The following is a 26,995-nucleotide window of genomic DNA, read 5'->3' on the forward strand; positions in this document are numbered from 1 at the left end:
CCATGAGCCGGCATGTGATCGTGGTCGACCTGGGCTTCGGCGACGCGGGCAAGGGCACCGTCGTGGACTGGTTCTGCTCGCGGGGGCCCGAACCGGTGGACGCGGTGGTGCGGTTCAACGGAGGTGCTCAGGCGGCGCACAACGTCGTCGCCCCGGACGGGCGGCACCACACGTTCGCCCAGTTCGGCTCGGGGACGTTCACGCCGGGAGTGGCGACGCACCTGTCGCGGTTCATGCTCGTCGACCCGCTGGCCCTCGCCGCCGAGAGCGATCATCTGCGGACGCTGGGGATCCATGACGCCCTGGCGCGGCTCACGGTCGACCGTGCCGCGCTGCTGACCACGCCGTACCACCGGGCCGCCAATCAAGCGCGCGAGGCGGCCCGGGGTCCGGCCCGGCACGGCTCATGCGGCATGGGCATCGGCGAGACGGCCTCGTACGCGCTGGCCCATGACGACGCGCCGCGGGCGGGCGACTGCCTCTCCCCCGCCCGCCTGCGGCACCGGCTCGCCGTGCTCCGCGACTGGTATCTGGACACGTTTCCGCAGGATGCGGGCGGGCCGGCGCCTTCTGTCGAGGAGTGCCTTGAGGTCTTCCTCGCGTTCGGTGAACGGGTCCGGATCGTCGGCGGCGAGCATCTCCAGGGACTGCTGCGCACGGGCAACGTGGTCTTCGAGGGCGCGCAGGGCGTGCTGCTGGACGAGTGGCACGGCTTCCACCCGTACACCACCTGGTCGACGACCACCTTCGCGAACGCGGAGACGTTGCTGGCCGAGGCGGATGCCACCGGCACGCGCCTGGGAGTGCTCCGGACGTACGCGACGCGGCACGGCCCTGGACCGTTCGTCACCGAGGATCCGGCGCTCACCACCGATCTGCCGGACCGGCACAACGGGCCGGGTCGCTGGCAGGGTGCCTTCCGCGTCGGCCACCTCGACGCGGTGACGCTGCGCTATGCCCTCGACGTGGTGGGCGGCGTCGACGAGCTGGCGCTCACCCACCTCGACATGCCCCGCAAGCGCGCCGACCTGCTGCTGTGCCGCGCGTACGAGATCGGCGGGCGGCGCCTGGAGCGGCTTCCGGCCGGCCCGGCGGGCGATCTGGAACGGCAGGCGGCGCTGACGCGGCGGCTGCTCGCGGCGCGGCCGATCTACGAGCCTCTCGGCGACGCGGTGGCCAGAGTGGAGGAGATCTCGGGGACGCCCGTCACGTTGCGCTCGTACGGGCCGGCCGCCACCGACAAGTCCTACAGCGCCAAGTCCTACGACGACACGTCCTACGGCGACACGTCCTACGACCAGGTCAGAGGGAGCGTGTCCAGCCCGAGGAGCATGTAGGCGTGCTCGATCGCCTCGGCGTCGTCAGGGATCCGGTAGTCGGGGATCCGGCGATGCCACTCCTCCAGCGCGACCCGGATCTCCAGGCGGGCGAGGTGGGCGCCGAGGCAGCGGTGCGGCCCGGCGCCGAAGGCCAGGTGCCGGTTGGGCGCGCGGTCGAGCACGACCCGTTCCGGCTCGGGGAAGACCGCCGGGTCCCGGTTGGCCATGGAGAGCGGGAGCATCACCATCTCGCCCGCCTTGACCGGGCACCCCGCGGCGGTGACGTCGCGCGTCGCCTTCCGGCCCGGCAGAACGATCGAGTACGCGCGGAGCAGCTCCTCGATCGCCGAGGGCATGAGCCCGGGGTCGGCGCGCAGCCGTGCGCGGTCGCCGGGGTGCGTCGCCAGATGCCAGAACGTGTACGACAGCTGCGACGTCAACGTGTCGAGCCCGGCCATGAACATCAGCAGGCAGAACGCCAGCAGATCCTCGTCGGAGATCGGTTCGCCGTCGATCCGCCACGTGACCGCCGCGCTCACCAGGTCGTCGCGGGGCTCGGCCCGCCGCTCCTCGATCAGCCCGGCGAACATCTCGGTCACCTTGCCCATCGCCGCGACCCGTGCGGGGTTGGCGGCGGGCGGGCCGTGCAGGATGGCGTGCTCCCACTCCAGGAACGTGTCGAGCCGTTCGACCGGCAGCCCCATCAGCTCCAGGAAGATCACCGACGGGAACCGGAGGGCGAAGTCGGAGACGAAGTCACAGGAGCCCCGCCCGGCGATGTCCTCGATGAGGCCGGCGCAGTGCTCGCGGATGCGGCCCTCCCTCGCCTTGGCCGTGGCCGGTGTGAAGTGCGGCCGGAGCAGTCGCCGCCAGGGTGTGTGCTCGGGCGGGTCGAGCATCTCGGGGATCCAGCGGTAGCGCGGTTCGGGGTCGAGGGCGTTCACCGAACGGTTGGAGAAGCCCTCCGGGTCCTGGAGGGTCGCCAGGATGTCCTCGTGCCGCGTGAACACCCAGAAGCCGCGGCCGAACGTCGAGTGGAAGCCGGGGTGGTCGTCGCGAAGGCCGTCCAGCAGCGCGGCGGTGGTGCCGACCGGGCGGGCTCCCGCCAGCGGGTTGTAGTCGAGTCGGGGATGGGTCGTTTCCTGCTCGGTCACCCGCGTGCCTCCGATGTCTCAGGATGTGCGGCGTCTCAGGATGGTCGGTGTCTCAGGGTTTGCGGCCGACGCCGCAGAAGTACCAGGTCGGAAGGTCCCGGCGGGGCTCGGTGCCCTCCTGGGGACGCCACTCGGTGAGCCGCACCAGGCCCGGTTCGAGCAGCTCGAAGCCGTCGAAGAAACGCCGGATGGCGGTGTGGGTGCGCAGCGTCATCGTGTTGCTGGCGCTTCGGTAGACGTCCGCGCCCGCCTGGGCGCTCTCGGCGTGGTCGGCGGCGGTGATGTGCGAGATCACCAGGTGGCTGCCCGGTGCCGTCTCGTCCCGCAGGCGCGCCACGATCTTCCAGGGGTCCTCATCGTCGCGCAGGCAGTGCAGGACGGAGACCAGCAGGATCGCCACCGGGCGGTCGAGATCGATCAGCCCGGTCACCTCGGGCGAGCCGAAGATGTCGTCCGGCCGGCGGGCGTCGGCCTGGGCCACTCTGGTCCCCGCGGCGCCCTGGAGCAGCGCCCTGCCGTGGGCGAGCACGACCGGGTCGTTGTCGACGTAGACGACGCGTGCGTCAGGTGCCACCCGCTGCGCGACCTCGTGCGTGTTCTCGAGCGTGGGAAGGCCTGCCCCGATGTCGATGAACTGGTCGATCCCGGCGGGACCCGCCAGGTAACGGACCGCCCGCTGGAGGAAGGCACGATTCTCCTGGGCGAGGGCGGGGGTCTGCGGCGCGACCTTGAGGACCTGGTCGGCAAGGGCGCGGTCGGCGGCGTAGTTGTCCTTGCCACCCAGGTAGTAGTCGTACATGCGGGCGACGTTCGGCACGCTCAGATCGATGCCGCCAGGCCCCTGGCAGCCGTCCATCCGCATCACTCCGACCGTTGACTTTTCACGAGATCTTACGGTCTTCCGCCAAGTTGTCACCAGAGAGCGGCGAAACGGACACGAAACCCCAGCCCGGCGGATTCAACGACCCTGGGGTCACCGGCCTGGTCACCTCCATCTGGGAGGATCGGGCCATGCTTCAGGTGTGCCCGAACGGTCCCCTCGACCACTCCGTGCCGTTCTCCCCCGACGAGCTCGCCGCTTCCGTACGGGACGCGGTCGTCGCGGGCGCGGAGGACATCCATCTGCATCCCAAGGGTCCGGACGGCCTGGACTCCCTCGATCCCGACCATGTCGCCGCGGCGATCCAGGCCGTCCGCGCCGCCGCGCCCGGGATCCGCGTCGGCGTCACCACCGGCGCCTGGGCGTGCCCCGACCCCCGCCGCCGCGTGGATCTCATCGAGTCCTGGAAGGTCCTCCCCGACCACGCCTCCGTCAACTGGCACGAGGAGGGCGCCGAACCGGTCGCCGACGCGCTGCTGGACCACGGGGTGGCGATCGAGGCGGGCATCTTCTCCGGCACCGACGCGGCCCGGCGCTTCCTGGCCTGGCCGTCCCGGCATCGTGTCCTGCGCGTGCTCGCCGAGGTGGTCGACAGCGATCCGCGGACGGCGCCCGAGACGGCCGCCGCCCTGCTCGCCGAGCTGGCGCCGAACGAACGTCCGGTCCTGCTGCACGGCGAGCAGGGCGGCGCATGGCCGGTTCTGCGGCTGGCGGCATCGCTGGGGCTGGACACCCGGATCGGCCTGGAGGACACGCTGGAGCTCCCGGACGGCTCCGCCGCGCCCGACAACGCCGCGCTGGTCAGAGCCGCCCGGGTGATCCTCTCCGAGCACGCCGGACAACCCCAGCGGTCCGCCTGACAGCGCCGACGCTCACGTCGGCCACCCCGGCGCTCACGTCAGGCCGGGCACCTCCAGCAGTTCGAGCCGTTCGAGAGCGGTCTGGCGTGAGGCCCTGCCGGGGGCGCCCGCTGCCCACTCCCGCCAGACCGGCCAGCGGTCCTGGTCGACGTCCTCGCCGGAGTGGTCGCCGTCGGGGTCGATCAGATCGCGGACGAGCTTCTTCCTGCTCTCGTCGACGATGCCCGGCCATTCCATGTACTCGATCGACCAGGCCAGCCGCTTCTCCCCGCCCTGGGAGCGGTGGTGGAGATGCAGGTCGAACGCGAGGACGTCACCGGGCTCGGTCTCCAGGACGGTGTCCGGCGTGGGCAGCCCCGGCGGGAAACCCTGGTTCATGGGGTCCCGGGACAGGTACCGCTCGACGCGGCGGGCGAAGGCGGGCTCGTGCGAGCCGGGGAGGACGCGCAGCGCGCCGGTCTCGGCCGTCCTCCGGTCGAGGTGGACGAGGAATTTCACCCCGCGGACGTCCGGCCCGACGTCGGTGTGCCATCCGGCGTTGGCCGTGAAGCAGATGGCCGTGCCGGGCGCCGGCACCATCGGCGAGCCGGCCAGTTCGGTGGCTCCCTGAAAGAACCGCGGGTCGTCGGCGATCAGGGACTGCGCGAACGGAGCGCGGTCCACCGTCAGCGGCAGGTAGTCCCCCGAGATGCCGCCCTCGTCGCCGGGATCGGTGCCGAGCCCGCCGAACGCGGCGGTCAGCTCGGTGGTCACCTCGTCCTTGAGGCGGGCGACCTCGCCGGCCGTGAGCAGGCCGCGGAGCACCACGAAGCCGAACGCCTCGTAGTGTGCGATCTCCGTATGACTGAAGATCTGCGTGTGAGAGAAGATCTCACTCTGACTGAAAACGTGACGGGACACGTGTCGTCTCCTTGGTCGTCGTCTCGTACGGGTCGTGGACACGTCGAGACGGCGGCGGAGCACGCGCGCGTCAGCGTCAAGTGAATCCGGTCGTCATGATTCCGTACCCTAACCGCTCTCGTCGTCGGAGCCGGCGCGCACCCCGGCGTGCGGGATCCCCGGCGCCGTCGGCCCGGCACCGGGGACCCCTGCTGTGTTCCGCAGTCCGTTGCGGCGATCTATCCGTTTCGGGTGATCTAGTAGACGCTCACGCCGTAGGCACTGAGCGCTTCGGTGACGGGCTGGAAGAAGGTCGTGCCGCCGGTGGTGCAGTTGCCGCTGCCGCCGGAGGTCAGGCCGAGGGCGGCACTGCCGGCGAACAGCGAGCCGCCGCTGTCACCGGGCTGCGCGCAGACCGTGGTCCGGATCATGCCGGTCACGGTCCCCTCCGCGTAGCGGACGGTCTGGTTGAGGGCGGTCACGCGGCCGCTGCGCACGCCGGTGGTGCTGCCGCTGCGGCGGACGGTCTCGTTGACGACCGCGTTGCGCGCCGAGGTGATGTCCTGGGTGCCGGAGTAGAGGTAGACGTCGCCGCCCTTGGCGATCGACGTGTTGGTGTAGCGGACGATGCCGTAGTCGTTGCCGGGGAAGCTGGAGCCGGTCCGGGTACCGAGCACGGTGGTCCTGCTGGAGTTGGCGTACCACGTGGACCCGATGTTGGTGCAGTGCCCGGCGGTCAGGAAGAACGTCGTGCCTGCGCTGTTACGGACGTTGAAGCCGAGGGAGCAGCGAGAGCCTCCGGTGTAGATGGCCTGGCCACCGGAGATCCTCAGACTGAACTTGCCGGCGACGTGCTCGAGGCGGACGGCGGATCCGTGCTTGGCGGCGGCGGCGCGTACCTTGGCGAGTTTCGCGCCGGTGACGGAGTCGTCGTACGAGAGCACGACCTGGTTCGTCGTGGAGTCCACGGCCCATGCCGTGCCGGACACCTTGACCGAACGGTCGATGGCGTCCGTGACCTTCTTCAGGGCCGCGCCGCTCCGGAGAACGGTCTTGGGCACGGCGCCGGCCGCCCGCACCTGCTGGGCGGCACTGGCGTCGGCGACGGTGACGACGAGCTTGCCGCCGTCGAGGTAGGAGCCCGCACTGCGGGAGCCGAGCTTCTTGGCCAGGGAGGTGGCCAGCGTGCTCGCGTCGGGAGAGGGGGCGGGGGACGGGGGGGCCGCCTGTGCGGCGGGGACGGCGGTCAGCATGGCGGCGGCGGTGGCGGCGGCCAGGCTCACGACAGTGACGGGGCGGATGGGTCTCATCCTCACTGTGCCTCCAATGAGTCAAGGCAGGTCCGGATGACATGCCCTGGGAGTCATGTGAATCGTGAAGAAGCCTCGTGTTGGCGACAAGGGGAGAATTTGCTCAATCGCCTGACTTCGTCTGGCAAACCTGCGCAAGACCCATGTCAGGGACGGATGAATCGTTCCGCCCCAGCCACCCGTACGCTCGTGGCCGGATCCGGCCACACGCCGGCATGACTCGACTTCGGCGGGCCCGGCGAATAGATCGCGGAGGAACGGGCAGGTCGTCGGCGTACGACGATCGTACGGAAGGAGGGATCATGGGATTCCTCGACAAGCTCAAGAACAAGGCCCAGAAGGCCAAGGGCCGGAGCAAGGAAGAGGCCGGCCGCGACACGCGCGACCCCTACCTGGAGGCCGAGGGCCGCAGGGACCGGATGGCCGGTGGCGCCAAGCAGGTCGGCGAGCAGGCGAAGGACGCGGCCAAGGAAGCGCGCGACACCTTCAAGCGGTGATCTGAGACCCCGCTGAGAGGGGCCCCTCGACGCCGAGGGGCCCTCTCTCATGTTCCAGATTTTATCCAAACGGCATAACCAAATGGTTTAACCAACTGGATGGTTTAGCGCTAGGGTCGGCACCATGAGTCAACGGGAGAGCCTGCTGGCGGCGGCCAAGCGCTGCCTGGCGGAACGGGGTTACGCGCGGACGAGCTCGCGCGACATCGCGGCCGAGGCGGGGGCCAACCACGCCGCGATCAACTACCACTACGGTTCCAAGGACGCGCTGCTCATCGCCGCGCTCATGGAGACGGTGGAGGCCTGGGGCGACACGGTCGTCCCGGCCGGCGACACCTGGAAGCAGACGATGGAGTCGCTGCCCGCCAGCCGCCCGATGCTGGTCGCCACGCTGGAGGCGATGGCGCAGGCCGAGCACATCCCGGAGGTCCGCGAGCACATCGCCGCCGCGTTCGAGCGCGCCCGGCCCGAACTGGCGGCGACGATCTACGGGATCGACCCCGAGGCCGACGACCGGACGGCGCGGGCGGTGGCGTCGATCCACATGGCCCTGATCGCGGGATTGTCCCAGCAGTGGCTGGTGGACCCGGAGCGGGCGCTCACCGCCGACGAGGTGAAGCACGGCCTGCGGGCACTCCTGGAGCGGCTCGAGGATGCCTGACTCCGCCCACCACTCCGCCCGTCACTCCGCCCGTCGATTCGCCCACCTTCACGTACACACCGAATACTCGCTGCTCGACGGTGCCGCGCGGCTCAGCGACCTGGTCCGGGCGGTCGGCGACCTCGGCATGAACGCGGTCGCGATGACCGACCACGGCAACCTGCATGGCCTGTACGACTTCTTCACCCAGGCCACCGCCGCCGGGATCACCCCGGTGCTCGGCATCGAGGCGTACGTCGCGCCGGAGCATCGTTCCGTCCAGAAGCCGGTCCGCTGGGGCAGCCTCGCACAGAAGCGGGACGACGTCTCGGGCGCGGGCGCGTACACGCACATGACGATCTGGGCGTACAACGCGACGGGCCTGCACAATCTCTTCCGCCTGCAGTCGCGCGCCGCCCTGGAGGGGCACTTCCGCAAGCCGCGCGTGGACCGCGAACTGCTCGCCGAGCACGCCGAGGGCCTGATGGCGACCACGGGCTGCCCCTCGGGCGAGGTCGCCACCCGCATCCGGCTGGGCCAGCAGGCCGAGGCGTTCAGGGCGGCGGGCGAACTGCAGGAGATCTTCGGCAAGGACGACTTCTTCGTCGAGCTGATGGACCACGGCATCGAGATCGACAGGCGGGCGCGCGCCGGACTGGAGGAGATCGCGGGCCGGCTGAACGCGCCGTACGTCGTCACCAACGACTCGCACTACACCTACGAACGTGAGGCCACGGCGCATTCGGCGCTGCTGTGCGTGCAGACCGCATCCAAGCTGGAGGCTCCCGCGTTCCGGTTCGACGGCTCCGGCTACTTCATCAAGTCGCCCGAGCAGATGTACACGATCGACTCCTCGGACGCCTGGCAGTCGGGATGCCGCAACACCGCGCTCATCGCCCAACGCGTCGACACCACCGGCATGTTCGAGAAGAAGGACCTGCTGCCGCGCTTCCCCGTCCCCGCGGGTCACACCGAGGAGAGCTGGTTCCGGGAGGAGGTGTGGCGCGGGCTCGCACGCCGCTTCCCCAGAGGCCGCTTCCCCGGAGGCCAGGAGGACGCCTATCGCGAACGCGCCGAGTACGAGATGGACGTGATCGCCCGCATGGGCTTCCCCTCGTACTTTCTCGTGGTCGCCGACTTCATCATGTGGGCCAAGGAGCGGGGCATCGCGGTCGGGCCCGGCCGGGGCTCGGCGGCCGGGGCGCTCGTCGCCTACGCGCTGGGCATCACCGACCTCGACCCCATCCCGCACGGCCTGATCTTCGAGCGGTTCCTCAATCCCGAGCGCGTCTCGATGCCCGACATCGACGTGGACTTCGACGAACGGCGGCGCGGCGAGGTGATCCAGTACGTGACCGACCGCTGGGGCGCCGACCGGGTCGCGCAGATCGTCACGTTCGGCGTGATCAAAGCCAAGGCCGCCGTGAAGGACGCCTGCCGCATCCTCGGCCACCCCTACGCCCTCGGCGACCGCATCACCAAGGCGATGCCGGCCGACCTCGGCGGCAAGGGCATCCCGCTCTCCGGCATCACCGACGCCTCGCATCCGCGGCACGCCGAAGCGGCGGAGGTCCGGGCCCTGTACGAGAACGAGCCGGACGTGCGGTCGGTCGTCGACACGGCGCGCGGCATCGAGGGGCTGATCCGCCAGACCGGGGTGCACGCCGCCGGCGTCATCATGGCGGCCGAGCCGCTCACCGAGCACATCCCCGTCTTCATGCGCCCGCAGGACGGCGCCGTCATCACGCAGTTCGACTACCCGACCTGCGAGACACTCGGGCTGCTCAAGATGGACTTCCTCGGGCTGCGCAACCTGACGATCATGGACGACGCGGTCAAGGCGATCGGGACGGGCCTCGACCTGCTCTCGCTGCCGCTGGACGACCGGCCGACGTACGAGCTGTTCGCGCGCGGAGACACCCTGGGCGTCTTCCAGTTCGACGGCGCCGCCATGCGTTCACTGATGCGGCTGATGAAGCCCGACGAGTTCGCCGACATCACCGCGGTCAACGCCCTCTATCGGCCGGGTCCCATGGGCATGAACTCCCACGTCAACTACGCCCTGCGTAAGAACGGGCAGCAGGAGATCACACCGATCCATCCCGAGGTGGAGGAGCCCTTGCGCGACATTCTCGGGGAGACGTACGGCCTGGTGGTCTATCAGGAACAGGTGCAGTTGGCCGCGCAGAAGCTCGCCGGTTACTCCCTCGGCCAGGCGGATCTCCTGCGGCGCGCGATGGGCAAGAAGAAGAAAGAGATCCTCGACAAGGAGTTCGTCCCATTCCGGGAGGGTTGCCGCGAGAGGGGCTATTCCGACGAGGCGGTGCAGGCGGTGTGGGACGTGCTCGTCCCGTTCGCCGGCTACGCGTTCAACAAGGCCCACGCCGCCGCGTACGCCCTCGTCTCGTACTGGACCGCCTATCTCAAGGCCAATCACCCGGCCGAGTACATGGCGGCGGTGCTGACCAGCGTCCGCGACGACAAGGACAAGATGGCGCTCTACCTGGGCGAGTGCCGCCGGATGAACCTCCAGGTCCTGCCGCCCGACGTGAACGAGTCGGCGGCGGGCTTCGCGGCGCGCGGCGACGGGCGGATCCGGTTCGGGCTGGCGGCGGTGCGCAACGTCGGCGCGAACGTCGTCGAGTCGATCTCGGCGACCCGCACGGCCAAGGGGCGCTACCGGTCGTTCCCCGACTTCCTCGACAAGTCCGAGGCCGTGGTCTGCAACAAGCGCACCATCGAGTCGCTGATCAAGGCGGGTGCGTTCGACTCGCTCGGGCACACCCGCAAGGGTCTCGCCGAGCGGCACGAGCAGGCCGTGGACGCCGTGATCGGCGTCAAACGCAGCCAGGCGTACGGGCAGGACGACCTCTTCGGGCTCGGCGCGGCGGACGCCGAGGGTGATCCCGCCTTCAAGCTGGGGCTGGAGTTCTCCGCCGAGGAGTGGGACAAGCCGTACCGGCTCGCGCAGGAACGCGACATGCTCGGCCTGTACGTCTCCGACCATCCGCTGCTGGGCCTGGAGGGTTTCCTGCGGTCCCGCACGGATCATCCCGTCGCGACGCTCACCGGCGACGACCGGCTCGCAGACGGGACGATCGTCACCATCGGGGGCATCATCTCGGGGATCCAGCGGAAGATGACCAAACAGGGAAGGCCATGGGCGATCGCGACCGTCGAGGACCTCGCCGGATCGATCGACTGCCTGTTCTTCCCGTCGGCCTACCTGCTCGCCGGGGCGGCCCTCGCCGCGGACCGGATCGTGCTGGTGAAGGGCCGTCTGGACAAGCGGGAGGACGTGCCCCGCCTGGTCGCCATGGAGCTGGAAGTGCCGGAACCGCCTGACGCCGCGGCCGCCGCGGTACTCACGATCACGCTCGCTGAATCGAGGGTCAACCAGCCGCTCGTCCGGCGCCTGAAGGAGATCTTGCTGGCGCACGGCGGTTCCACGGAGGTGCGCATCCGGCTCACCATGCCGGCGAAGTCGGTGCTGATGAGCATCGACGACCGCTACCGTGTCACACCGAGCGCGGCGCTGACGAGCGAGCTCAAGGAGGCCTTCGGCGCCGACGTCGTGTGAGGTGCCGTGTGTGAGCCGCCGTGTGAGGTGCCGTGTGAGCCGATCGAAACAATCTCGGGCCTTCCCCTTGGCAACCATGCGTACTCGCGCGATGCTTCTGTGTTACGGGCGCACGAGGTGCACCGGCGCACGAGAATGCGAGGCCGCCATGAGGGACACCGCCGTCGACATGGTCGTCATGGAGGGGGAACGGCACACCACCGTGCTGCTCTCCGGCGAGATGGACCGCATGTCCGCTCCCGCGGTGCGCCGTCGCCTGCTCGACCTCGCCGCCGCCGCGTACCGGCCGCTGGTGCTGGACCTGGCGGGGGTGTCGTTCTTCGACGCCGAGGGCCTGCGCGTCGTCTCGTCCGCGGCCCGCCGCTGCGATGAGCTCGGGGTGGGCCTCGCCACCGTCGGCGTGCGCCCGTTCGCGGCCAAGATGTTCCACATCCTGCGGCTGCATGAGCGCATCCCGCTCTGCTCCTCCACCGAGGAGGCGTTGTGGTGCCTGCTGCCGCCCACCGACGCCGAACTGGCCGCCTGGCTGAACGGCTGACTGGGGCTAGGTGACCCTGGTGTAGACCAGGTCGAAGTCGCGCTCCCACTCGATGCCGTCGGTCGACTTTTCCCAGGTGGCCTCGATGGCGGCACCGCCCGGGACGATGGTGCCGGTGAAGCGCTGGTGGAAGCCCGGGGCGTCGCGCCACAACTTCCAGACCCCGCCGTCGAAGGACATCCGGTAGATCCTGAACATCCCCCGCGCGTCCGCGAAGAGCTGGCAGAACTCGCCGCTCGCGTCGTCCAGCCCCATGATCGTCGTGGTGGGCAGCGGCGACTCGGCCACCCACTCGGGCGACGCGCCGTCGGCGAGCTCCCCGTCCGCGTGCTGGACGAGGAACCTGTCCTCCAGCCACTCGAACGTCGTCCAGGCACGCCGGTAGATCTGCACGGGGAGATCGACGGTGATCTCCCACTCCCCCACGAGCACGTCCAGCCGCCGGAGCAGGCGGTCGGACGTCGGCAGCCCCATCAGGTGTCGGCCTCCTGATCCGGCTGCATCACCTCGCGCACCACGATCTCGTCCAGCCGGCGCTCGACGATCGCGCCCACCGGCCAGTCCCGGACCAGGATGCGCAGCTCGGCGGCCTCGTGCTCGGCATAGGAGGAGTCATACCCCTGCTGCTCCAGGCTGGAACGGATCGCCAGAACGTAGTCGTCGTCGGAGAAGCCCGGAATCTCCCGGATCATGGCGGTCGTCGTGGCGCGGTGCGAGTTGAGCCCGGCGAACGCGCGGCCGCAGCCGCAGCCGCCGTCCGGGTCGGCCTGGTCGCGGGCGCAGATGACACCGATGTGCACCAGCTCGCCCTCGACGCACCAGTCGAAGTCGTTGTGACGGTATCCCTGGGTGGCGTTCGTGGCGGTGAGGAGTTTCAAGGCCCGGCCCCCTTCGTGTCGCGCCCACCGTACGACGCGGGTCCGACATCTCACACCGGATCGTGAAATCCCCTGCTCGTGCGGGCTGCATCGTTCTGACGTAGCGTCACGTTCATGAGCGATGTTCTGGTCCAGCGCGACGGCGCCGTCACGACGATCACCATGAACCGGCCACAGCGCCGCAACGCCCTCTCCAGGGAGTTCCTGCTGGTACTCACCGAGGCGTTCCGCGAGGCGGGGCGCACCGACGCCCTCGGGATCGTGCTGGCCGCGAACGGGCCGGTGTTCTCCGCCGGCCACGACTTCGCCGACATGGCCGGCGCGTCGCACGCCGATGCGCGCAGCCTCCTGCAGACCTGCGCCGAGCTCATGCGCACGATCCAGGCGGTGCCCCAGGTGGTGGTCGCCCAGGTGCACGCGCTCGCCACGGCGGCGGGCTGCCAGCTGGCGGTGACCTGCGACCTGGTGGTGGCGAGCGAGGACGCGGGCTTCGCGGCGCCCGGCGGCAAGGGCGGCTGGTTCTGCCACACGCCGATGGTCGCGATCTCGCACAACATCGGCCGCAAGCGCGCGATGGAGATGGCCCTGACGGGCGACGTGGTCGACGCGCGCACGGCGTACGAATGGGGCATGGTCAACCGCGTGGTGCCGGCGGCCGAGCTGGAGAAGGCCACTCGCGACCTGCTGGAACGCGCCACCCAAGGCAGCCCGCGCAGCAAGGCGCTCGGCAAGCAGGCCATGTACGCCCAGCTCGACCGTACGGAGGCGGACGCCTACACCTACGCGATCGAGGTGATGGCGGCGTCCAGCCAGACACCGGAGGCGCAGGAGGGCATGAGCGCCTTCCTGGAGAAGCGCCGCCCCGAGTGGCCCGCCTGACCCGGCCGTCTTCGGCGGGCCGCGCCGGGCCTGACGGCCAAGCCGGACCTGACGGCCGAGCCGGACCTGACGGCCGAGCCGGGCCTTACCCGGCCGGGCTTCAGCGGACCTGGATGGCCATCACGCAGATGTCGTCCGCCGACTCCTCGGCGTCCAGGGCGAGCATGACGCGTTCGACGGCGAGCGTCGGGTCGGCGGCGTCGCCGGCGTTCTCGGGGCTGGGACTGCGTGCGACCCGCTGTGCCACGCTCTGGACGGCGTCCAGCATGGCTTCTGTGAGATCCTCGCGATCACGGCCTTGCCGGTCGAGGATGCCGTCCGTGTAGAACAGCACGATGTCGCCGGGCTCCAGCGCGGTCACCGTGAGCGGAAACTCCGCCTCTTCCAGGACCCCGAGCATCGGCCCGTGCGGCAGGTCGTCCAGCAACCGCGCGTGCCTGTCCCGCACGAGGACCGGTGGGGGGTGGCCCGCACTGGTCCATGCGAGTTCGCGGCTCACCGGATCGAAGTGACCAAGCGCCGCCGTCCCGGTCACGGTCTCGCCAGGCACCATGTGGCACACCAGCTCGTTCAGCCATGTCGCCAGCTGGGGCGCCGCGGCACCGGTGTAGGCCAGCCCGGCCAGGCCCGCCCGCATCTCGGTCATCATCGCGGTGGCCTCCAGGCCGTGGCCCATCGCGTCGCCGATCGCCAGCAGCACCCGGTCGTCGGGCAGCCGCCGCGCCTTCCACCAGTCGCCGCCGACCCTGCCCGGCTCACCGGCCAGGTAGCGGACGGCGACCCGCAGCCCGGGGAACTCGATCAGCCCTTCCCGGACCGGGAGCAGCGCCCGCCGCAGCCGGCGCGCGATCCTGCGCTCGTCCTCGACGCGCCGCCGCGCCTGGAGCACCTCTTCCCTGGTCTCGTCGAGCGCCTCGGCGGCCTCGCGCTGCGCGGAGACGTCCATGGCCAGCGTGCGGATGGCGACGATCCGGCCGGACGCGTCGAGGAGCGGCTCGTGGAGCACCCGCAGATGGCGCGTCCCGTGCCGGCCCCGGATCCGGTACTCGCCGTCAACCGGCCTGCGCTGCTCGAACAGCGTCCGGAGCCGCTCCTGGACGGCGGGCAGGTCGTCGGGGAGGACCACCTCAGGCAGGTGATCGAGCCGGAGCGGCCCGTCGGCGGGGTCGCGGTCGTACACCTCGTACAGCCGGGGTGTCCAGACGATCTCGTCGGTGACGAGGTTCCACTCGCCCCAGCCGAGGCCCACCAGGCGTTCGGCCAGTGACCAGCGTTCGGCGAGACTGTGGCTGGACTTCGGCACATGGATCGTGTCGCGCTGGATCGGGTCGCTCCGCATCGTCCTTGATTTCCTCGGTATGTCCACCGGAGAAGATCGTACGAACGAAATGGACAAACAGGGATAAAGCACGCCCTAACTCTTCATTGCCCTGCGTGACGCCAGCGTCGCCTTGAGTGAGTGACCGGCCCATGCCTGCGGAGACCGCGTTGGGTAGGGCGGGCGGGACTCGAACCCGCGACCCAGGGATTATGAGTCCCCTGCTCTGACCAGCTGAGCTACCGCCCCCTGAGCGGGCCCGTGAACCGCTGTGACCAGGTGTGGGGCGCGCCGCGGGCCATGATAGCGGCGCGGTCTTTCCGGAGGCCACCGCGAAAACGGGCATCCGCCTCAGGGATGGCGGCGATGTCATACCTGGCGGCGAGTGACGGGGACGGTGACCGGTCGGTAGGGTCCGCCTATGTCCAGTATCCCCGGCCGGATCGCCGCCCTGGTAATGGCCCTTTTCGCGCTGACGGCGATCAGCGCGTGCTCGGGCGGAGACGACGAGCCGAGCAAGCCCGCCGCGAACCAGCCCGACGGGGCGCCGACCCTCAAGCAGGCGTCCACGGCGATGGCCGGTCTCAGCAGCGTGGCCTTCACCCTCGCCACCGAGGGCAAGCCGCCGATCATGGTCAAGAGCGGTGACCTCAAGCTGCTCAAGAGCGGCGACGCCGAGGGCACGCTGCAGATCACGCAGAGCGGCCAGGCGGTCGAGATGAAGATCGTCGCGCTGGGCGACAGCATCTACATCAAGGGCGTGACGGGCGGCTGGCGGCAGGTGCCCAAGACGATGGCGGCGGCACTGTACGACCCGTCGGCGGTGCTCGATCCGGACCGCGGCATCTCCAAGCTGCTCACGACCATGACGAACCCCAAGGTCGAGGGCGCCGAGAAGGTGAACGGCAAGGACGCCGACCGGGTGCGGGCGACGCTGCCCAAGGACTCGCTCGGCGGCCTGATCCCCGGGATCACCTCCGACATCGACGGCCAGGTGTGGATCACCAAGGCCGACCACCGGCTGGTGAAGGTCAAGGCGAACATCCCGCCGGTGGCGGGCGGCGGCGACAAGGGCTCTGTGATCATCAACTTCACCGAGTTCAACGCGCCGTACAAGTTCGCGGCGCCGAAGTAAGCCATGGCCGACCGCCGGATCGCCATCGGCGTGGGCGGCACCGTCGTGCTGCTGGCCGCGCTGGACGCGTACGTCATCACCACGATCATCGTCACCGTCACCCAGGACCTCGGCATCCCGATCAACCGGCTGGAACGGATCACGCCGGTCCTGACCGGCTTCCTGCTGGGCTATGTCGCGGCGATGCCGCTGCTGGGCCAGTTGTCGGACCGGTTCGGGCGGCGCGCGGTCCTGCAGGCCTGCCTGGCGTTCTTCGCGCTGGGGTCGGCCATCACGGCGTACGCGGGCGGCGTGCCGCTGCTGACGACGGGACGGGTGATCCAGGGCATCGCGGGCGGTGCGCTGCTGCCGGTGACCATGGCGCTGGCCGGTGACCTGTGGGAGGAGCGCCAGCGCCCGGTGGTGCTGGGCACGGTGGGGGCCGCGCAGGAGCTGGGCAGCGTGCTCGGCCCGCTGTACGGAGTCGGCATCGCCGCGGCGTTCGACGACTGGCGCTGGATCTTCTGGATCAATCTGCCGCTGACGGCGGTGGCCATGATCGCTGTGCAGTTCTCGGTGCCGGGCGGGCGGCCGCAGGAGGCGGCAGGGATCGATACGGCACGGATCGACGCGGCACGGAGCAACGCAGCACCAGTCAACGCTGAGCGGGCCCGCGTGGACGTGGTGGGCGGGCTGCTGCTGGCACTCGGCCTCGGGCTGCTGGTCGGGGGCCTCTACAACCCCGAGCCGGAGGAGTCGGCGCTGCCGCCGTGGGGCCTGCCGGTGGTCGGCGCGGGCCTGGTCGTCCTCGTGGGCTTCGTGCTGTGGGAGGCGCGGTCGCGGACCAAGCTGCTCGATCTGACGGGGGTGCGGCGCGGGCCGCTGTTCGCGACCTTGGGCGTGAGCCTGCTCTCCGGAGCGGCGCTGATGGTCACGCTGGTGGACGTGGTGCTGGTCGCGCAGACGCTGCTGGAGAAGGACTCGGTGGACGGCGCGCTGATGCTGACGCGGTTCCTGGTCGCGCTGCCGATCGCGGCGGTGGCGGGCGGGTATGTGGCCCGGCGGATCGGGGACCGCTGGCCGATGGTCGTCGGGATGGCGGTCGCGGGCGTGGGGTTCCTGTTGATCTCGGGCTGGCCCGCCGATCTGGAGAACGCCTCGTACGGGCCGATCCCCCGGATGGACGCCGATCTGGTGGTGACCGGGCTGGGCCTGGGTTTCGTCATCGCGCCGGTGTCGTCGGCCGTGTTGCGGTTCGTTCCGGCGGCGCAGCACGGGGTCGCCTCGGCGGCCGTCGTGGTGGCGCGGATGATGGGGATGTTGCTGGGGATCTCCGCGCTGTCGGCGTGGGGGTTCTACCGCTTCCGCTCGCTGACCGCCGACCTCCAGATGCCGCTGCCGTTCGACGAGGGCTTCAAGCAGAAGCTGACCGCCTACCAGGCTGCGCTGAAGGACGCGCTGCGCACCCAGTACCAGGAGATGTTCTGGGTGACCGCCGCGCTGTGCGTGCTCGGTGCCCTGCTGGCCCTCGCGGTGACCGTCCGGAACGAAGATCCCGAGGTGTCGGACTCCGCACGCGACGAACTGCTGACCCGCTGACCTGCTGGGCCTGCTGGCCTGCCGCCCCGCCGACTCGGTGATCGATAGGCGTCGAGCCGATCACATGTCCGATTTCATGTCGCCTTTCGGCATTGTGTCCGATTGAGGCGAACTCCGATTGAGGCGAACATCGACGGGAAGTCCCCTACGATCCCCTTCTCGCTCGCTGACGACGGGACGGTACTGGCATGGAGCGGCTGAGCGGCCTGGACGCTGGATTCTTCTTCGCCGAGTCGGAGAACACCCCCCTCCACATCGCGTCGGTGACGGTCTTCGAGGGACCGGCCCCGACGTACGGGGAGGTGATCCGGGCGGTCCTCGCCAAGCTCCCGCAGGTGCCGCGCTATCGCCAGCGCATCCGGACCGTGCCGCTGCATCTCGGCCGCCCGATCTGGGTCGACGACCCGCACTTCAACATCCTCTACCACGTCCGCCACACCGCCGTCCCGGCGCCCGGCGGGCCCGAGCAGCTGCGCAACCTCGCCGGGCGGGTGCTGTCGCAGCGGCTCGACACGACCAAGCCGCTGTGGGAGATCTGGCTGGTCGAGGGCCTCTCGGAGGGGCGCTGGGCGCTGATCACCAAGGTGCACCACTGCGTGGTCGACGGGGTCGGCGGGGTGGACCTGATGACCACGCTGTTCGATCTGTCCCCCGACGCCGAGCGGCCCGAGGTGGGCGAGCTCCCCGAGCCCGAGCCGCAGCCGTCCTCGGTGGCGGTGCTCGCCGACACCGCCCGCATCGCCGTCGCCGAGCCCGTGAAGCAGATCGCCGCGATCCCGCAGGCGGCCAGGCGGCTGATGAGCACGAGCACCCTGCGCAGCCTCGGCGTCGGCGCGCCGACCGCGATCGGCCGGCTCGCGCGGTCCACGGCCGGCTCGCTCAACGGCCCGATCGGCCCCCACCGCCGCTGGATGTGGATCCACGCGGACCTCGACGAGATCCGCGCGGTGCGCAAGACGTTCGGCGGCACCGTCAACGACGTGATCCTGACCGCCGTCGCCGGCGGATTCCGCGAATTGCTCGCCGGGCGGGGGGAGCTCGAGGACGGCACGCGGGTGCGCACGCTCGTCCCGGTGTCGGTGCGGGCGGAGAAGGAGCGCGGCGAGCTCGCCAACAAGGTCTCCGGCGTGCTGGTCAACCTGCCGGCGGGCGAGGAGGATCCGCGCCGCCGCCTGTTCAAGGTCCGCAGCCAGATGAACGACGTGAAGCGCACCCACCAGGCGGCGGGCGGCGAGACGCTCGCCAAACTCGCCGGGTTCGCGCCGACGCTGATGGCGCTGGGGTCGCGATACGCGCTGAGCCACAGCCAGCCGCTCGTGCAGACCGTGGTGACGAACGTGCCCGGCCCGCCGTTCCCGCTGTACGTGCTGGGGCGCAAGCTCGTCGGGCTCTACCCGTTCGTTCCGCTGGCGGCGGGGCTGCGGGTCGGCATCGCGATCTTCTCGTACGAGGGGCGGCTCTCGTTCGGGCTCACCGGCGACTTCGACGGCATGTCGGACCTGGAGGTCCTGGCGAACGGCATCCGGTCCGCCCTGGACGAACTCGTCGAACTGGCCGCCGAGGGCTGACGAAGCTCAAGGGCCACATGACGCTCACCAAACCTATGCTGGACAATTGTCCGCATGTGGTCAGGCCGCGCCGGTACCGCCATCAACAACGACCGCATTCTTCACGTCCCTGACACATGCGGTGGTTAGCGTGACGTGCCGACTTCCATCCGGATGGCGCGGCCTTACCTGACAGCGGCACTCGCTCCGGTGACGAATGTCAAATGGAGTCAAGGCATTTGTCAGAGATTGCCTCACGGTGTTGGGTTGGATCGCCGCCACCGACCCCCCGAGCGACACCCTTCCCCGACCCGGCGGCAGAGAGACGGTGAGGCCGTGCATCGGATGAGCGGACTGGACGCCAGCTTCTACCTCCTGGAGGACGAGAACACTCCCCTGCACGTGGCATCGGTGATCGTGTTCGAGGGGCCCGTGCCCTCGTACGGCGATCTGATCCGGGCGATCGTCGCCAAGCTTCCGCTCGTGCCGCGCTACCGCCAGCGCGTGCGCTCGGTGCCGTTGCACCTCGGCCGGCCCGTCTGGACCGACGACCCGCATTTCCAGGTGCTCTACCACGTCCGGCACACGGCCCTCCCCGCGCCGGGCAACGACGAGCAACTGCGGAACCTCGCGGGCCGTGTGCTCGCCCAGCGGCTCGACCCCGACAAGCCGCTCTGGGAGATCTGGCTGGTGGAGGGGCTCACCGAGGGCCGCTGGGCAATGATCGCCAAGGTCCACCACTGCATGGTGGACGGGGTCGCCGGCATGGACCTGGCGACCGTGATGTTCGACATGTCCCCCGACTACGAGCCGCCGGGCGAGCCCGAGGAGTGGGTGCCCGAGCCCGAGCCGTCCGCCCTGGCCCTGCTGCGCGACTCCGCCCAGCGCGCCGTTACCCAGCCGCTCGGGGTGACCCGCGACGTCGCGCGCAGCCTCGGGCTGCCCGCCACGCCGGGCCTCGACACCGTGATCCGCGTGCTCGACGGCGGGCTCGGCCAGCTCAGCCCACCCCGGCCGAGCCGCGAGCTGCGCGACTTCGCCCTCGGCCTGAGCCGTGCCACCGCGCGCTTCATCCACCCCTCCGCCGGCTCGCTCAACGGGCCGATCGGGCCCCACCGGCGCTGGTGCTGGCAGCAGCTGGCGCTCGACGACGTCAAGACGGTCCGCAAGGCCCTCGGCGGCACGGTCAACGACATCGTCCTCACCGCCGTCACCGCCGGATACCGCGACCTGCTGAACGCCCGGGGCGAGCTCACGTACGACACCTGCGTCCGGTCGGCGGTCCCGGTGTCGGTCCGCGGTAAGGACGAGGCGGGGGAGCTCAACAACCGCGTCGCCGCGGTCTTCGTCAACCTGCCGGTCGGGGTCGACGACCCGCTGGAGCGCCTGCGCCGCGTCCGCGAGCAGACCGACGACGTCAAGGGCAGCAACCAGGCCGCCGGGACGAAGGCCCTGACCCGGCTGACCGACACGGCGGTGGCGCCCGCGCTGCTCTCGTTGGCCGCGCGCCTCCCGGTGCGGTTGCGCCAGGACCTCGTCCAGACCGTCACCACGAACGTGCCGGGCCCGAACTTCCCACTGTACGTGATGGGCCGCAGGGTCCTGGAGATGCATCCGTACGTGCCGCTGACGGGCGGCATCCGGGTGGCGACGGCGATCGTGTCCTACTGCGGGCAGCTCCATTTCGGCATCACAGGGGACTTCGACGCGATGCCCGATCTGGACGTCCTCTCCAAGGGCGTGCTGGGCGGCTTCAACGAGCTGCTCGAAGAGGCCGCCAAACGGTAAAAAGCGCCGCCGGGCCTGTGCCGATCAACCACGTCGGGAATATCCTGGGAAAGAGTGGCTAAAGGCCTCTTACCGGGAGTGTGCTCCCCGGGGAGGTGACGAGATGCGCAGGTCCGGCGCCCGTTACGGATGCTCGCCCACGCGGCGGCTCTGGCGACGGCTGGGGCTGGAGCGCAACGAGCTACGCCGGCGCATAGATCGTGTCCAGCGGCTGTCGGCGCTGGGACTCCTCGGCCTCTTCCTGCTGGTCACGCCGCCCGCCGCGGCCTGGTGCGCGAACTGGTCGTACGACTCGGGCATGCGGGCGGAACGCGCCGAGCAGGCGGAGCGCCGGCAGGTCCGCGCGACGGTGGTGTCCACCGGCGGGGTCGGCACCACGGGTGACCGCTACGTCCACGAGACCGTGCAGGCCAGGTGGACGGGCCCGGACGGCAGGGCGCACACCGGCTCGCTGCCGAGCTGGAAGGGCGCCAAGACCGGCGCCACCAAGCTGGTCTGGATCGACGACAAGGGCGCGATCACGATCCGGCCACGTCCGCACAGCCGCACGGTCACCGATGCCGCCTACGCCGCGTTCGCCGCCACCACCGCCGTCGGCATCCCGATCCTGGCCGCCTACGGTCTCCTCCGTCGCCGCTTCGACCGCGTCCGCTACGCCCAGTGGGAAGCCGCCTGGACCCGCATGGACACAGACGCAGGCCACAACCGCCCACACTGACCCCGCCCCGACCCATCCACCGCCCAACATGCCCCGGCGACACACGCCCCACCAAGACAGTCTGGCGACGTGGCCCGACGACACGTCCCGCCAACGCGCCCGGCAACACGGCCCACCGACACGACCCGCCGACGTGGCCACACAGCCCGGCGACGTGGCACGACGAGGCCCACCAAGGCGGCACCGCGAGGCGGCACGCCGACGTGGCCACGCGGTCCGGCGATACGGCCCGACGCTTCTTTCCGGTGAGGGGAGGTCAGTGTTTACTTATTCGCATGGCGGATCCGAGGGTGGTCATCGTGGGGGCGGGCATGTCCGGGCTCTGCATGGCGATCGCGCTCAGGCGGGCGGGCGTGCGCGACTTCACGATCTACGAGAAGGCCGGCGCGGTGGGCGGGACCTGGCGGGACAACACCTATCCCGGGCTGACGTGCGATGTGCCGTCCCGCTTCTACCAGTTCTCGTTCGCCACCAATCCGGACTGGACGCATCTCTACTCCCCCGGCGCGGAGATCTGGGCGTACCTCGACCGCATCGCCGACCGTCACGGCGTCCGCGAGCACATCGTCTTCGGTACCGAGGTCACCGCCGCCCGCCACACCGGTGAGCGCTGGCAGATCGAGACCTCCACCGGGGTCCGGGACGAGGCCGACTTCCTCGTGACCGCGACCGGTGTGCTGCACCATCCGCGCCACCCCGGCATCCCCGGCCTCGGCACCTTCGAGGGCCCGGCCTTCCACTCCGCCCGCTGGGACCACGGCGTCCCGCTCCGGGGCCGCCGGATCGCCGTGATCGGCACCGGCTCCACGGGCGTGCAGATCACCACCGGCCTCGCGGGGACGGCGGGCCGCCTGATGCTCTTCCAGCGCACCGCCCAGTGGATCCTGCCCGTCCGCAACCGGCCGTACGGGCGCCTCACCCGGGCCGCACACCGCCGGCTGCCCGTGCTCGACCGCCTCGGTTACCGCTGGCACGAGTTCGTCATCAGCAAGGTCCTCGCTGAGGCCATCATCAGGCCTGGCTGGCAGCGCACGCTGATCGGGGCACTCTGCCGCCGCAACCTGGAGAAGGTGGCCGACCCCGAGCTGCGCCGCAAGCTGACCCCGCCGGACCAGCCGATGTGCAAGCGCCTCATCGCGTCCGGCGGCTTCTACGACGCCGTTCAGCGCGACGACGTCGAGCTCGTCGACGACGCGATCTCCCGTGTCGAACCGCGCGGCATCGTGACCGAGGACGGCCGCCTGCACGAGATCGACGTCCTCGTGCTGGCCACCGGCTTCGACGCCCACGCGTACGTCCGGCCGATGCGGCTGGTCGCGCCCGACGGCCGGACCCTGGACGAAGCCTGGCGGGACGGGCCGCACGCCTACCGCACCGTGGCCATGCCGGGCTTCCCCAATCTCTTCTTCCTGATGGGCCCGCACAGCCCGATCGGCAACTACTCGCTGGTCGCGATCGCGGAGGCCCAGGCCGCCTACATCACCGGCTGGATCCGCCGTCACCGCGCCGGGCTCGTCACCACCATGGCACCCAAGCCCGAGGCCACCGCGGCCTACAACGAGGCCATGCGCAAGGCCCTCCCCCGAACGATCTGGACCAGCGGCTGCTCCAGTTGGTACCTCGGCAAGGACGGCCTCCCCGAGCTCTGGCCCTGGACCCCGCGTGAACACGCCCGCATGCTCGGCAAGCCGGCGTTCACCGAATTCGACATCAGAAGCTAGCCGGGAGGTATCCGTGGCGGCGACGGTCAGGCTGTGACGCGGGCTCGGGGAGCGGCGGGGACCACCAGCGGCGTGCCGGTCTCCGGGCAGTCGATGACGCGGCATGGCAAACCGAAGACGTCCTCCACCAGCGCCGCCGTGACGATGTCGTTCGGGTCGCCCTCGGCGACGATCCGGCCGTCCCTCATCGCGATGAGGTGCGTGGCGTACCGGGCGGCGTGGTTCAGTTCGTGGAGGACGGCCACGACGGTGCGGCCCTCCTCGTGCAGACGCGCGCACAGGTCGAGGATCTCGATCTGGTGGGCGATGTCGAGGTAGGTGGTCGGCTCGTCCAGGAGCAGCAGCGGGGTCTGCTGGGCGAGCGCCATCGCGATCCAGACACGCTGCCGTTGCCCGCCGGAGAGCTCGTCCACGTAACGGTCGGCGAGGTCGGCGACGCCGGTGGCCGCCATCGACTCCAGCACGACCCGCTCGTCCTCCCGTGACCACTGCCGCAGCAGGCCCTGGTGCGGATAGCGGCCGCGCGCCACCAGGTCGGCGACCGTGATCCCCTCGGGCGCGATCGACGACTGGGGCAACAACCCGAGTGTGCGGGCCAGCTTCTTGGCGGGCCATGCGCCGATGCGTTCACCGTCCAGGACCACCGATCCCGCGGCCGGCTTGAGGATGCGGGAGAGCGCGCGCAGCAACGTCGACTTGCCGCACGCGTTCGGTCCGACGATCACCGTGAACGAGCCGTCCGGCACCGCGACGTCGAGGTCCTCGGCGATGACCCTCTTGTCGTAGGCCAGCGTGAGGCCTTCGCCGATCAGCCGCGCGTCCTGCGGAGTCGCCCCGCGTTTCGTACCCGTCCCGTGTGTCATCAATGAACCTCCGAGGAAACCCCCGGCTTTGGGGCCGGGGAGGAATCGGACTTTTGCGGAGCAGGAAAGGGAAAGGAGATTCGCCACGTGGGGCGAACGTCGGATGAGCAGGCGCTGTCCGGCACGTTTTTGTTCTTGTGTTCGAGCGTGGACACTACGATCGGTTCGCGTCGCGGTACCGGGGCAAGGCGCCGGATTACAACGAGCAGTCCCGGCAGCTCACCGGGGCGCGCGCCGAGTTCGACTGGTTGCGTGCCGGGTCGCAGACCGTGCAGCAGCAGGCCTTGCGTGACTTCGCGCAGGCGATGAGCAACTTCTTCGCCGGCACTCACCGCCGTCCCACCTGGCGCAAGAGGGGGTGCATGAGGGGTTCCGGCAGGTCGGCGTCAAACCGCACCAGGTCAAGCGGTTGTCGCGTAAGCGGGCCGCGGTGCTGGTACCCAAGTGCTCGGCGTGCGGGACCACGGACCGGGCGGCGCGTGAGAGCCAAGTGCGTTTCCGGTGCCGGGCCTGTGCATACACCGGCAACGCCGATGTGAACGCGGCCCGCACCATCGCTCGCGAGACCACACTCGTGTGCACGGCGGCCGGACCGGCCGTTGCTGCGCGGGGACGCTCCGGGTTGCCGGGGCGGACGAACCGCGAACCTCAATCTGTCCTCCTCTCCTGAGGTAGCGGGTTGGAATCCCCTCGTTGACGAGGGGGAGGAGGTCAAATCCGTCCCGTCTTGCGTTCGGTGGCGAGCAGCCACACCAGGTATCCGCCGCCGAGCAGGCCCGTCACCACGCCGACCGGGAGCTGGTGGCCGGGGAAGAGCCGCTGCCCGGCGAAGTCGGCGGCGACGAGCATCGCGGCCCCAAGGCACGCGGCGGGCAGCAGGTTGGGGCCGGGCGTGCGGGTGAGCCGCCGGGCCAGCTGCGGCGCGGTGAGGGCCACGAAGCTGACCGGCCCCGCGGCGGCGGCCGCGAACGCGGCGAGCAGCACTGCGGCCGCGAGGAGTACGAGCCGGACCCGTTCGATCCGTACGCCCAGGCCGTGCGCGGCGTCGTCGCCCATCTCCAGCATCCGCAGCTGGCGGCCGCAGCCGATCGCGACCAGCGGCACCAGCACCGCGAGCGCGATCAGCACCGGCGCCGCGTCCGCCCAGTCGCGGCCGTCCAGGCTGCCGGTGAGCCAGAGCACCGCCCGCGCCGCCTCGGTGAGCTCCGCCTTGGTGATGAGGTAGCCGTTCACGCCGGTCAGGATCGCGGCGACGCCGATGCCGACCAGGATCAGCCGCTGCCCGTGCGCACCATGCCGCCCGGTGAGCATGAGGATCAGCAGGCCGGTGACCACGCCGCCCGCGACGGCACCGCCCGCCGCCGCCAGGCTCCCGGCGCCGAACAGCACGATCGCGGTGAGCACGCCGGTGGCGGCGCCCTGCGTGAAGCCCAGCAGGTCCGGACTGCCGAGCGGGTTGCGCGAGAGCGACTGGAAGATGGCCCCGGCCATACCGAGCGCGGCGCCCACGGCGAGGCCGGTGACGGCCCTGGGCAGCCGCACCTCGTTGACGATGAACGAGTCGGCTGGATGGCCGCCGCCGAGGAGCGTGCGGACGACCTGACCCGGGCTCAGCTGGAAGTCGCCGCTGCCGATGACGAGCAGGGCGACGCCGAACGCCACGAGCAGGCACGCGGCCGTGACGACGATGGCGCGCGGCTGGAAACGCAGCGAAAGGCCACCGGGGGTACGGACGAGTCCCGAACGGAAGGTCCCTTTTACGAGGCCGTTCACCTGGGCGTTCACCGGGTCGTTCTTCTGGGCGCTCACGGGGCCGTTCGCTTGGGCGTTCACGAGGCCACCGTCCTGCGCCGACGGACGAAGTAGAGGAAGAACGGGCCGCCGAGCACGACCGTGACGACGCCGACCTGCACCTCGGAAGGGCGCGCGATGACACGGCCGATGACGTCCGCACCCAGCATCAACGCGGGTGACAGCAACGCGCAGTACGGGAGCATCCAGCGCAGGTCGGGCCCGGTCAGCGCGCGGACGAGATGCGGCACCATCAGCCCAACGAACACGATCGGCCCGCAGGCCGCGGTCGCCGCGCCGCACAGGAGCGTGACGGCGACGATCGCGGCCGCGCGGGTGCGGGCCGGGTCGGCGCCGAGCGCGCGGGCGGAGTCGTCGCCCATCGCCACCGCGTTGAGCGGGCGCGCGAGCACCAGCGACAGGACGAGCCCCGCGACGACGAACGGCAGGACACGTTCGACGGTGCCGGGATGGGCGGTGGCCAGCGAGCCGACCGTCCAGAAGCGCATCCTGTCCAGCGCGGCGGTGTCAAGCAGCATCACCGCGTTCACGTAGGAGAACAGCGCGGCGTTGAGGGCCGCGCCCGCGAGGGCGAGCCTGGTCGGCGTGGCGGTGCGCCCGCCGCCGATCGCATAGACGGCGACCGAGACGGCGGCGGCCCCCGCGAACGCGAACCACACGTACCCGAGGAACGAGCTCAGCCCGAGGAACGAGATCGCCGAGACGACGGCCGCCGCCGCGCCCGCGTTGATGCCGAGCAGTCCCGGGTCGCCGAGGGGGTTGCGGGTGGCCGACTGCATCACGGCGCCGGAGAGGCCGAGTGCGGCTCCGACCAGGAGCCCGAGCAGGGTTCGCGGGAGCCGCATCTCGTGCACGACCGTGTAGCCGGGTGAACCGCTGTCGACGAGTCCCTGCCACACCTCGTTCAGCGAGAGCGGCTTGGCGCCCACGGCGAGGCTGAGCGCGAGGACGGCGAGGAGCGCGAGCAGGGCGCCGAGGAGTCCGGCGGAGCGTGCCGCGTAGCGGCTGCTCCCCTTCGGCGGCGGGTCGGCGGGTGCTGGTGCGCCCGTCGGCGGAGGGACTTTCGAAAGGGTCACCTGCGGGGCTTTCGGACAGGGCCGG

General features: G+C 70.6%; 24 protein-coding genes and 1 tRNA gene. 14 read left to right on the plus strand and 11 right to left on the minus strand.

What is annotated here, in order from left to right:
* Positions 1-2: 2 nt before the first annotated feature.
* On the plus strand, positions 3-1,337 hold the full coding sequence (locus F8566_RS26480; RefSeq protein ID WP_151564440.1) for an adenylosuccinate synthetase: 1,335 nt from the start codon (positions 3-5) through the stop codon (positions 1,335-1,337).
* On the opposite strand, the gene F8566_RS26485 is transcribed toward F8566_RS26480, so the two are convergent.
* The gene (locus F8566_RS26485) at positions 1,292-2,473 is read right to left on the minus strand and encodes a cytochrome P450 (protein ID WP_151564441.1); all 1,182 of its coding nucleotides are present in this window, start codon (positions 2,471-2,473) and stop codon (positions 1,292-1,294) included. The genes F8566_RS26480 and F8566_RS26485 overlap by 46 nt on opposite strands.
* Positions 2,474-2,525: 52 nt before the next feature.
* Positions 2,526-3,335, minus strand: coding sequence for an SAM-dependent methyltransferase (locus F8566_RS26490; RefSeq protein ID WP_225993553.1), 810 nt, complete (start codon positions 3,333-3,335; stop codon positions 2,526-2,528).
* A gap of 149 nt (positions 3,336-3,484) precedes the next feature.
* On the opposite strand from F8566_RS26490, the gene F8566_RS26495 reads away from it, so the two are divergent.
* Positions 3,485-4,213 (plus strand): 3-keto-5-aminohexanoate cleavage protein, encoded by a 729-nt coding sequence (locus F8566_RS26495; protein ID WP_151564443.1) that lies wholly within the window; start codon positions 3,485-3,487, stop codon positions 4,211-4,213.
* 33 nt (positions 4,214-4,246) lie between these two features.
* Here the strand turns inward: F8566_RS26495 and F8566_RS26500 are convergent, their stop codons facing one another.
* Together F8566_RS26500 and F8566_RS26505 are read right to left on the minus strand one after the other, a co-directional pair.
* On the minus strand, positions 4,247-5,113 hold the full coding sequence (locus F8566_RS26500) for a phytanoyl-CoA dioxygenase family protein (protein ID WP_225993554.1): 867 nt from the start codon (positions 5,111-5,113) through the stop codon (positions 4,247-4,249).
* Between the two features lie 236 nt (positions 5,114-5,349).
* Entirely contained in the window at positions 5,350-6,402 is a 1,053-nt protein-coding gene (locus F8566_RS26505; protein ID WP_151564444.1) for a S1 family peptidase, read from the minus strand.
* A 302-nt stretch (positions 6,403-6,704) separates the two neighbouring features.
* Between F8566_RS26505 and F8566_RS26510 the strand changes: the two genes are divergently transcribed.
* The 4 genes from F8566_RS26510 (at position 6,705) to F8566_RS26525 (ending at position 11,657) form a co-directional block, all read left to right on the plus strand.
* Positions 6,705-6,899: a CsbD family protein gene (locus tag F8566_RS26510; RefSeq protein WP_151564445.1), complete on the plus strand. Its 195-nt coding sequence runs from the start codon at positions 6,705-6,707 to the stop codon at positions 6,897-6,899.
* A 124-nt stretch (positions 6,900-7,023) separates the two neighbouring features.
* Positions 7,024-7,560 carry a TetR/AcrR family transcriptional regulator gene (locus F8566_RS26515; protein ID WP_151564446.1) on the plus strand — a complete coding sequence of 179 codons (537 nt, stop codon included), beginning with the start codon at positions 7,024-7,026 and terminating at the stop codon, positions 7,558-7,560.
* Entirely contained in the window at positions 7,553-11,119 is a 3,567-nt protein-coding gene (gene dnaE / locus F8566_RS26520; protein ID WP_151564447.1) for a DNA polymerase III subunit alpha, read from the plus strand. The genes F8566_RS26515 and dnaE overlap by 8 nt, the downstream gene beginning before the upstream one ends.
* A gap of 148 nt (positions 11,120-11,267) precedes the next feature.
* Entirely contained in the window at positions 11,268-11,657 is a 390-nt protein-coding gene (locus tag F8566_RS26525) for an STAS domain-containing protein (RefSeq protein WP_192809872.1), read from the plus strand.
* 6 nt (positions 11,658-11,663) lie between these two features.
* Here F8566_RS26525 and F8566_RS26530 read toward each other — a convergent pair whose 3' ends face one another.
* Both F8566_RS26530 and F8566_RS26535 read right to left on the minus strand, forming a co-directional pair.
* Positions 11,664-12,131, minus strand: coding sequence for a hypothetical protein (locus F8566_RS26530; RefSeq protein WP_151564449.1), 468 nt, complete (start codon positions 12,129-12,131; stop codon positions 11,664-11,666).
* Positions 12,131-12,535: a DUF7715 family protein gene (locus F8566_RS26535; RefSeq protein ID WP_151564450.1), complete on the minus strand. Its 405-nt coding sequence runs from the start codon at positions 12,533-12,535 to the stop codon at positions 12,131-12,133. The genes F8566_RS26530 and F8566_RS26535 overlap by 1 nt, the downstream gene beginning before the upstream one ends.
* Positions 12,536-12,649: 114 nt before the next feature.
* Here F8566_RS26535 and F8566_RS26540 point away from each other — a divergent pair, with 114 nt between their 5' ends.
* A complete protein-coding gene (locus tag F8566_RS26540; RefSeq protein ID WP_151564451.1) occupies positions 12,650-13,414 on the plus strand; it encodes an enoyl-CoA hydratase-related protein in 765 nt (254 codons plus the stop codon).
* A gap of 100 nt (positions 13,415-13,514) precedes the next feature.
* Here the strand turns inward: F8566_RS26540 and F8566_RS26545 are convergent, their stop codons facing one another.
* A complete protein-coding gene (locus tag F8566_RS26545) occupies positions 13,515-14,753 on the minus strand; it encodes a PP2C family protein-serine/threonine phosphatase (protein WP_151564452.1) in 1,239 nt (412 codons plus the stop codon).
* 154 nt (positions 14,754-14,907) lie between these two features.
* A tRNA-Ile gene (locus tag F8566_RS26550) sits at positions 14,908-14,981 on the minus strand.
* 172 nt (positions 14,982-15,153) lie between these two features.
* Between F8566_RS26550 and F8566_RS26555 the strand changes: the two genes are divergently transcribed.
* The 6 genes from F8566_RS26555 to F8566_RS26580 all read left to right on the plus strand — a co-directional run bounded on the left by F8566_RS26555 (position 15,154) and on the right by F8566_RS26580 (position 23,219).
* Positions 15,154-15,867: an LppX_LprAFG lipoprotein gene (locus tag F8566_RS26555; RefSeq protein ID WP_151564453.1), complete on the plus strand. Its 714-nt coding sequence runs from the start codon at positions 15,154-15,156 to the stop codon at positions 15,865-15,867.
* Between the two features lie 3 nt (positions 15,868-15,870).
* Positions 15,871-17,445, plus strand: a complete 1,575-nt coding sequence (locus tag F8566_RS26560) for an MFS transporter (protein WP_151564454.1) — start codon at positions 15,871-15,873, stop codon at positions 17,443-17,445.
* Between the two features lie 188 nt (positions 17,446-17,633).
* Complete coding sequence (locus tag F8566_RS26565; RefSeq protein WP_151564455.1) at positions 17,634-19,013, plus strand: WS/DGAT/MGAT family O-acyltransferase; 1,380 nt, start codon at positions 17,634-17,636, stop codon at positions 19,011-19,013.
* A 324-nt stretch (positions 19,014-19,337) separates the two neighbouring features.
* On the plus strand, positions 19,338-20,780 hold the full coding sequence (locus F8566_RS26570; protein ID WP_151564456.1) for a WS/DGAT/MGAT family O-acyltransferase: 1,443 nt from the start codon (positions 19,338-19,340) through the stop codon (positions 20,778-20,780).
* A gap of 103 nt (positions 20,781-20,883) precedes the next feature.
* Complete coding sequence (locus tag F8566_RS26575; RefSeq protein WP_151564457.1) at positions 20,884-21,498, plus strand: Rv1733c family protein; 615 nt, start codon at positions 20,884-20,886, stop codon at positions 21,496-21,498.
* A gap of 275 nt (positions 21,499-21,773) precedes the next feature.
* Complete coding sequence (locus F8566_RS26580; protein WP_151564458.1) at positions 21,774-23,219, plus strand: flavin-containing monooxygenase; 1,446 nt, start codon at positions 21,774-21,776, stop codon at positions 23,217-23,219.
* 26 nt (positions 23,220-23,245) lie between these two features.
* On the opposite strand, the gene F8566_RS26585 is transcribed toward F8566_RS26580, so the two are convergent.
* Complete coding sequence (locus F8566_RS26585; protein ID WP_151564459.1) at positions 23,246-24,082, minus strand: ABC transporter ATP-binding protein; 837 nt, start codon at positions 24,080-24,082, stop codon at positions 23,246-23,248.
* 430 nt (positions 24,083-24,512) lie between these two features.
* Between F8566_RS26585 and F8566_RS53050 the strand changes: the two genes are divergently transcribed.
* Positions 24,513-24,752 (plus strand): transposase, encoded by a 240-nt coding sequence (locus F8566_RS53050; RefSeq protein ID WP_225993582.1) that lies wholly within the window; start codon positions 24,513-24,515, stop codon positions 24,750-24,752.
* Positions 24,753-24,793: 41 nt separating this feature from the next.
* On the opposite strand, the gene F8566_RS26595 is transcribed toward F8566_RS53050, so the two are convergent.
* A complete protein-coding gene (locus tag F8566_RS26595) occupies positions 24,794-25,915 on the minus strand; it encodes a FecCD family ABC transporter permease (RefSeq protein ID WP_225993555.1) in 1,122 nt (373 codons plus the stop codon).
* Entirely contained in the window at positions 25,912-26,970 is a 1,059-nt protein-coding gene (locus F8566_RS26600; protein ID WP_225993556.1) for a FecCD family ABC transporter permease, read from the minus strand. The genes F8566_RS26595 and F8566_RS26600 overlap by 4 nt, the downstream gene beginning before the upstream one ends.
* Positions 26,971-26,995 lie beyond the last annotated feature (25 nt).

The organism is Actinomadura rudentiformis (assembly GCF_008923185.1).
Classification (GTDB): Bacteria; Actinomycetota; Actinomycetes; order Streptosporangiales; family Streptosporangiaceae; genus Spirillospora; species Spirillospora rudentiformis.

Excerpts from the sequence above, each read along its gene's own strand:
- F8566_RS26575 (WP_151564457.1), top strand. The coding sequence starts at position 20,884 with ATGCGCAGGTCCGGCGCCCGTTACGGATGCTCGCCCACGCGGCGGCTC.
- F8566_RS26515 (WP_151564446.1), top strand. The coding sequence starts at position 7,024 with ATGAGTCAACGGGAGAGCCTGCTGGCGGCGGCCAAGCGCTGCCTGGCG.
- F8566_RS26580 (WP_151564458.1), top strand. The coding sequence starts at position 21,774 with ATGGCGGATCCGAGGGTGGTCATCGTGGGGGCGGGCATGTCCGGGCTC.
- F8566_RS26560 (WP_151564454.1), top strand. The coding sequence starts at position 15,871 with ATGGCCGACCGCCGGATCGCCATCGGCGTGGGCGGCACCGTCGTGCTG.
- F8566_RS26480 (WP_151564440.1), top strand. The coding sequence starts at position 3 with ATGAGCCGGCATGTGATCGTGGTCGACCTGGGCTTCGGCGACGCGGGC.
- F8566_RS26490 (WP_225993553.1), bottom strand. The coding sequence starts at position 3,335 with ATGCGGATGGACGGCTGCCAGGGGCCTGGCGGCATCGATCTGAGCGTG.
- F8566_RS26530 (WP_151564449.1), bottom strand. The coding sequence starts at position 12,131 with ATGGGGCTGCCGACGTCCGACCGCCTGCTCCGGCGGCTGGACGTGCTC.
- F8566_RS26585 (WP_151564459.1), bottom strand. The coding sequence starts at position 24,082 with ATGACACACGGGACGGGTACGAAACGCGGGGCGACTCCGCAGGACGCG.
- F8566_RS26505 (WP_151564444.1), bottom strand. The coding sequence starts at position 6,402 with ATGAGACCCATCCGCCCCGTCACTGTCGTGAGCCTGGCCGCCGCCACC.
- F8566_RS26510 (WP_151564445.1), top strand. The coding sequence starts at position 6,705 with ATGGGATTCCTCGACAAGCTCAAGAACAAGGCCCAGAAGGCCAAGGGC.
- F8566_RS26545 (WP_151564452.1), bottom strand. The coding sequence starts at position 14,753 with ATGCGGAGCGACCCGATCCAGCGCGACACGATCCATGTGCCGAAGTCC.
- F8566_RS26540 (WP_151564451.1), top strand. The coding sequence starts at position 12,650 with ATGAGCGATGTTCTGGTCCAGCGCGACGGCGCCGTCACGACGATCACC.
- F8566_RS26565 (WP_151564455.1), top strand. The coding sequence starts at position 17,634 with ATGGAGCGGCTGAGCGGCCTGGACGCTGGATTCTTCTTCGCCGAGTCG.
- F8566_RS26570 (WP_151564456.1), top strand. The coding sequence starts at position 19,338 with ATGAGCGGACTGGACGCCAGCTTCTACCTCCTGGAGGACGAGAACACT.
- F8566_RS26555 (WP_151564453.1), top strand. The coding sequence starts at position 15,154 with ATGTCCAGTATCCCCGGCCGGATCGCCGCCCTGGTAATGGCCCTTTTC.
- F8566_RS26525 (WP_192809872.1), top strand. The coding sequence starts at position 11,268 with ATGAGGGACACCGCCGTCGACATGGTCGTCATGGAGGGGGAACGGCAC.
- F8566_RS26495 (WP_151564443.1), top strand. The coding sequence starts at position 3,485 with ATGCTTCAGGTGTGCCCGAACGGTCCCCTCGACCACTCCGTGCCGTTC.
- dnaE (WP_151564447.1), top strand. The coding sequence starts at position 7,553 with ATGCCTGACTCCGCCCACCACTCCGCCCGTCACTCCGCCCGTCGATTC.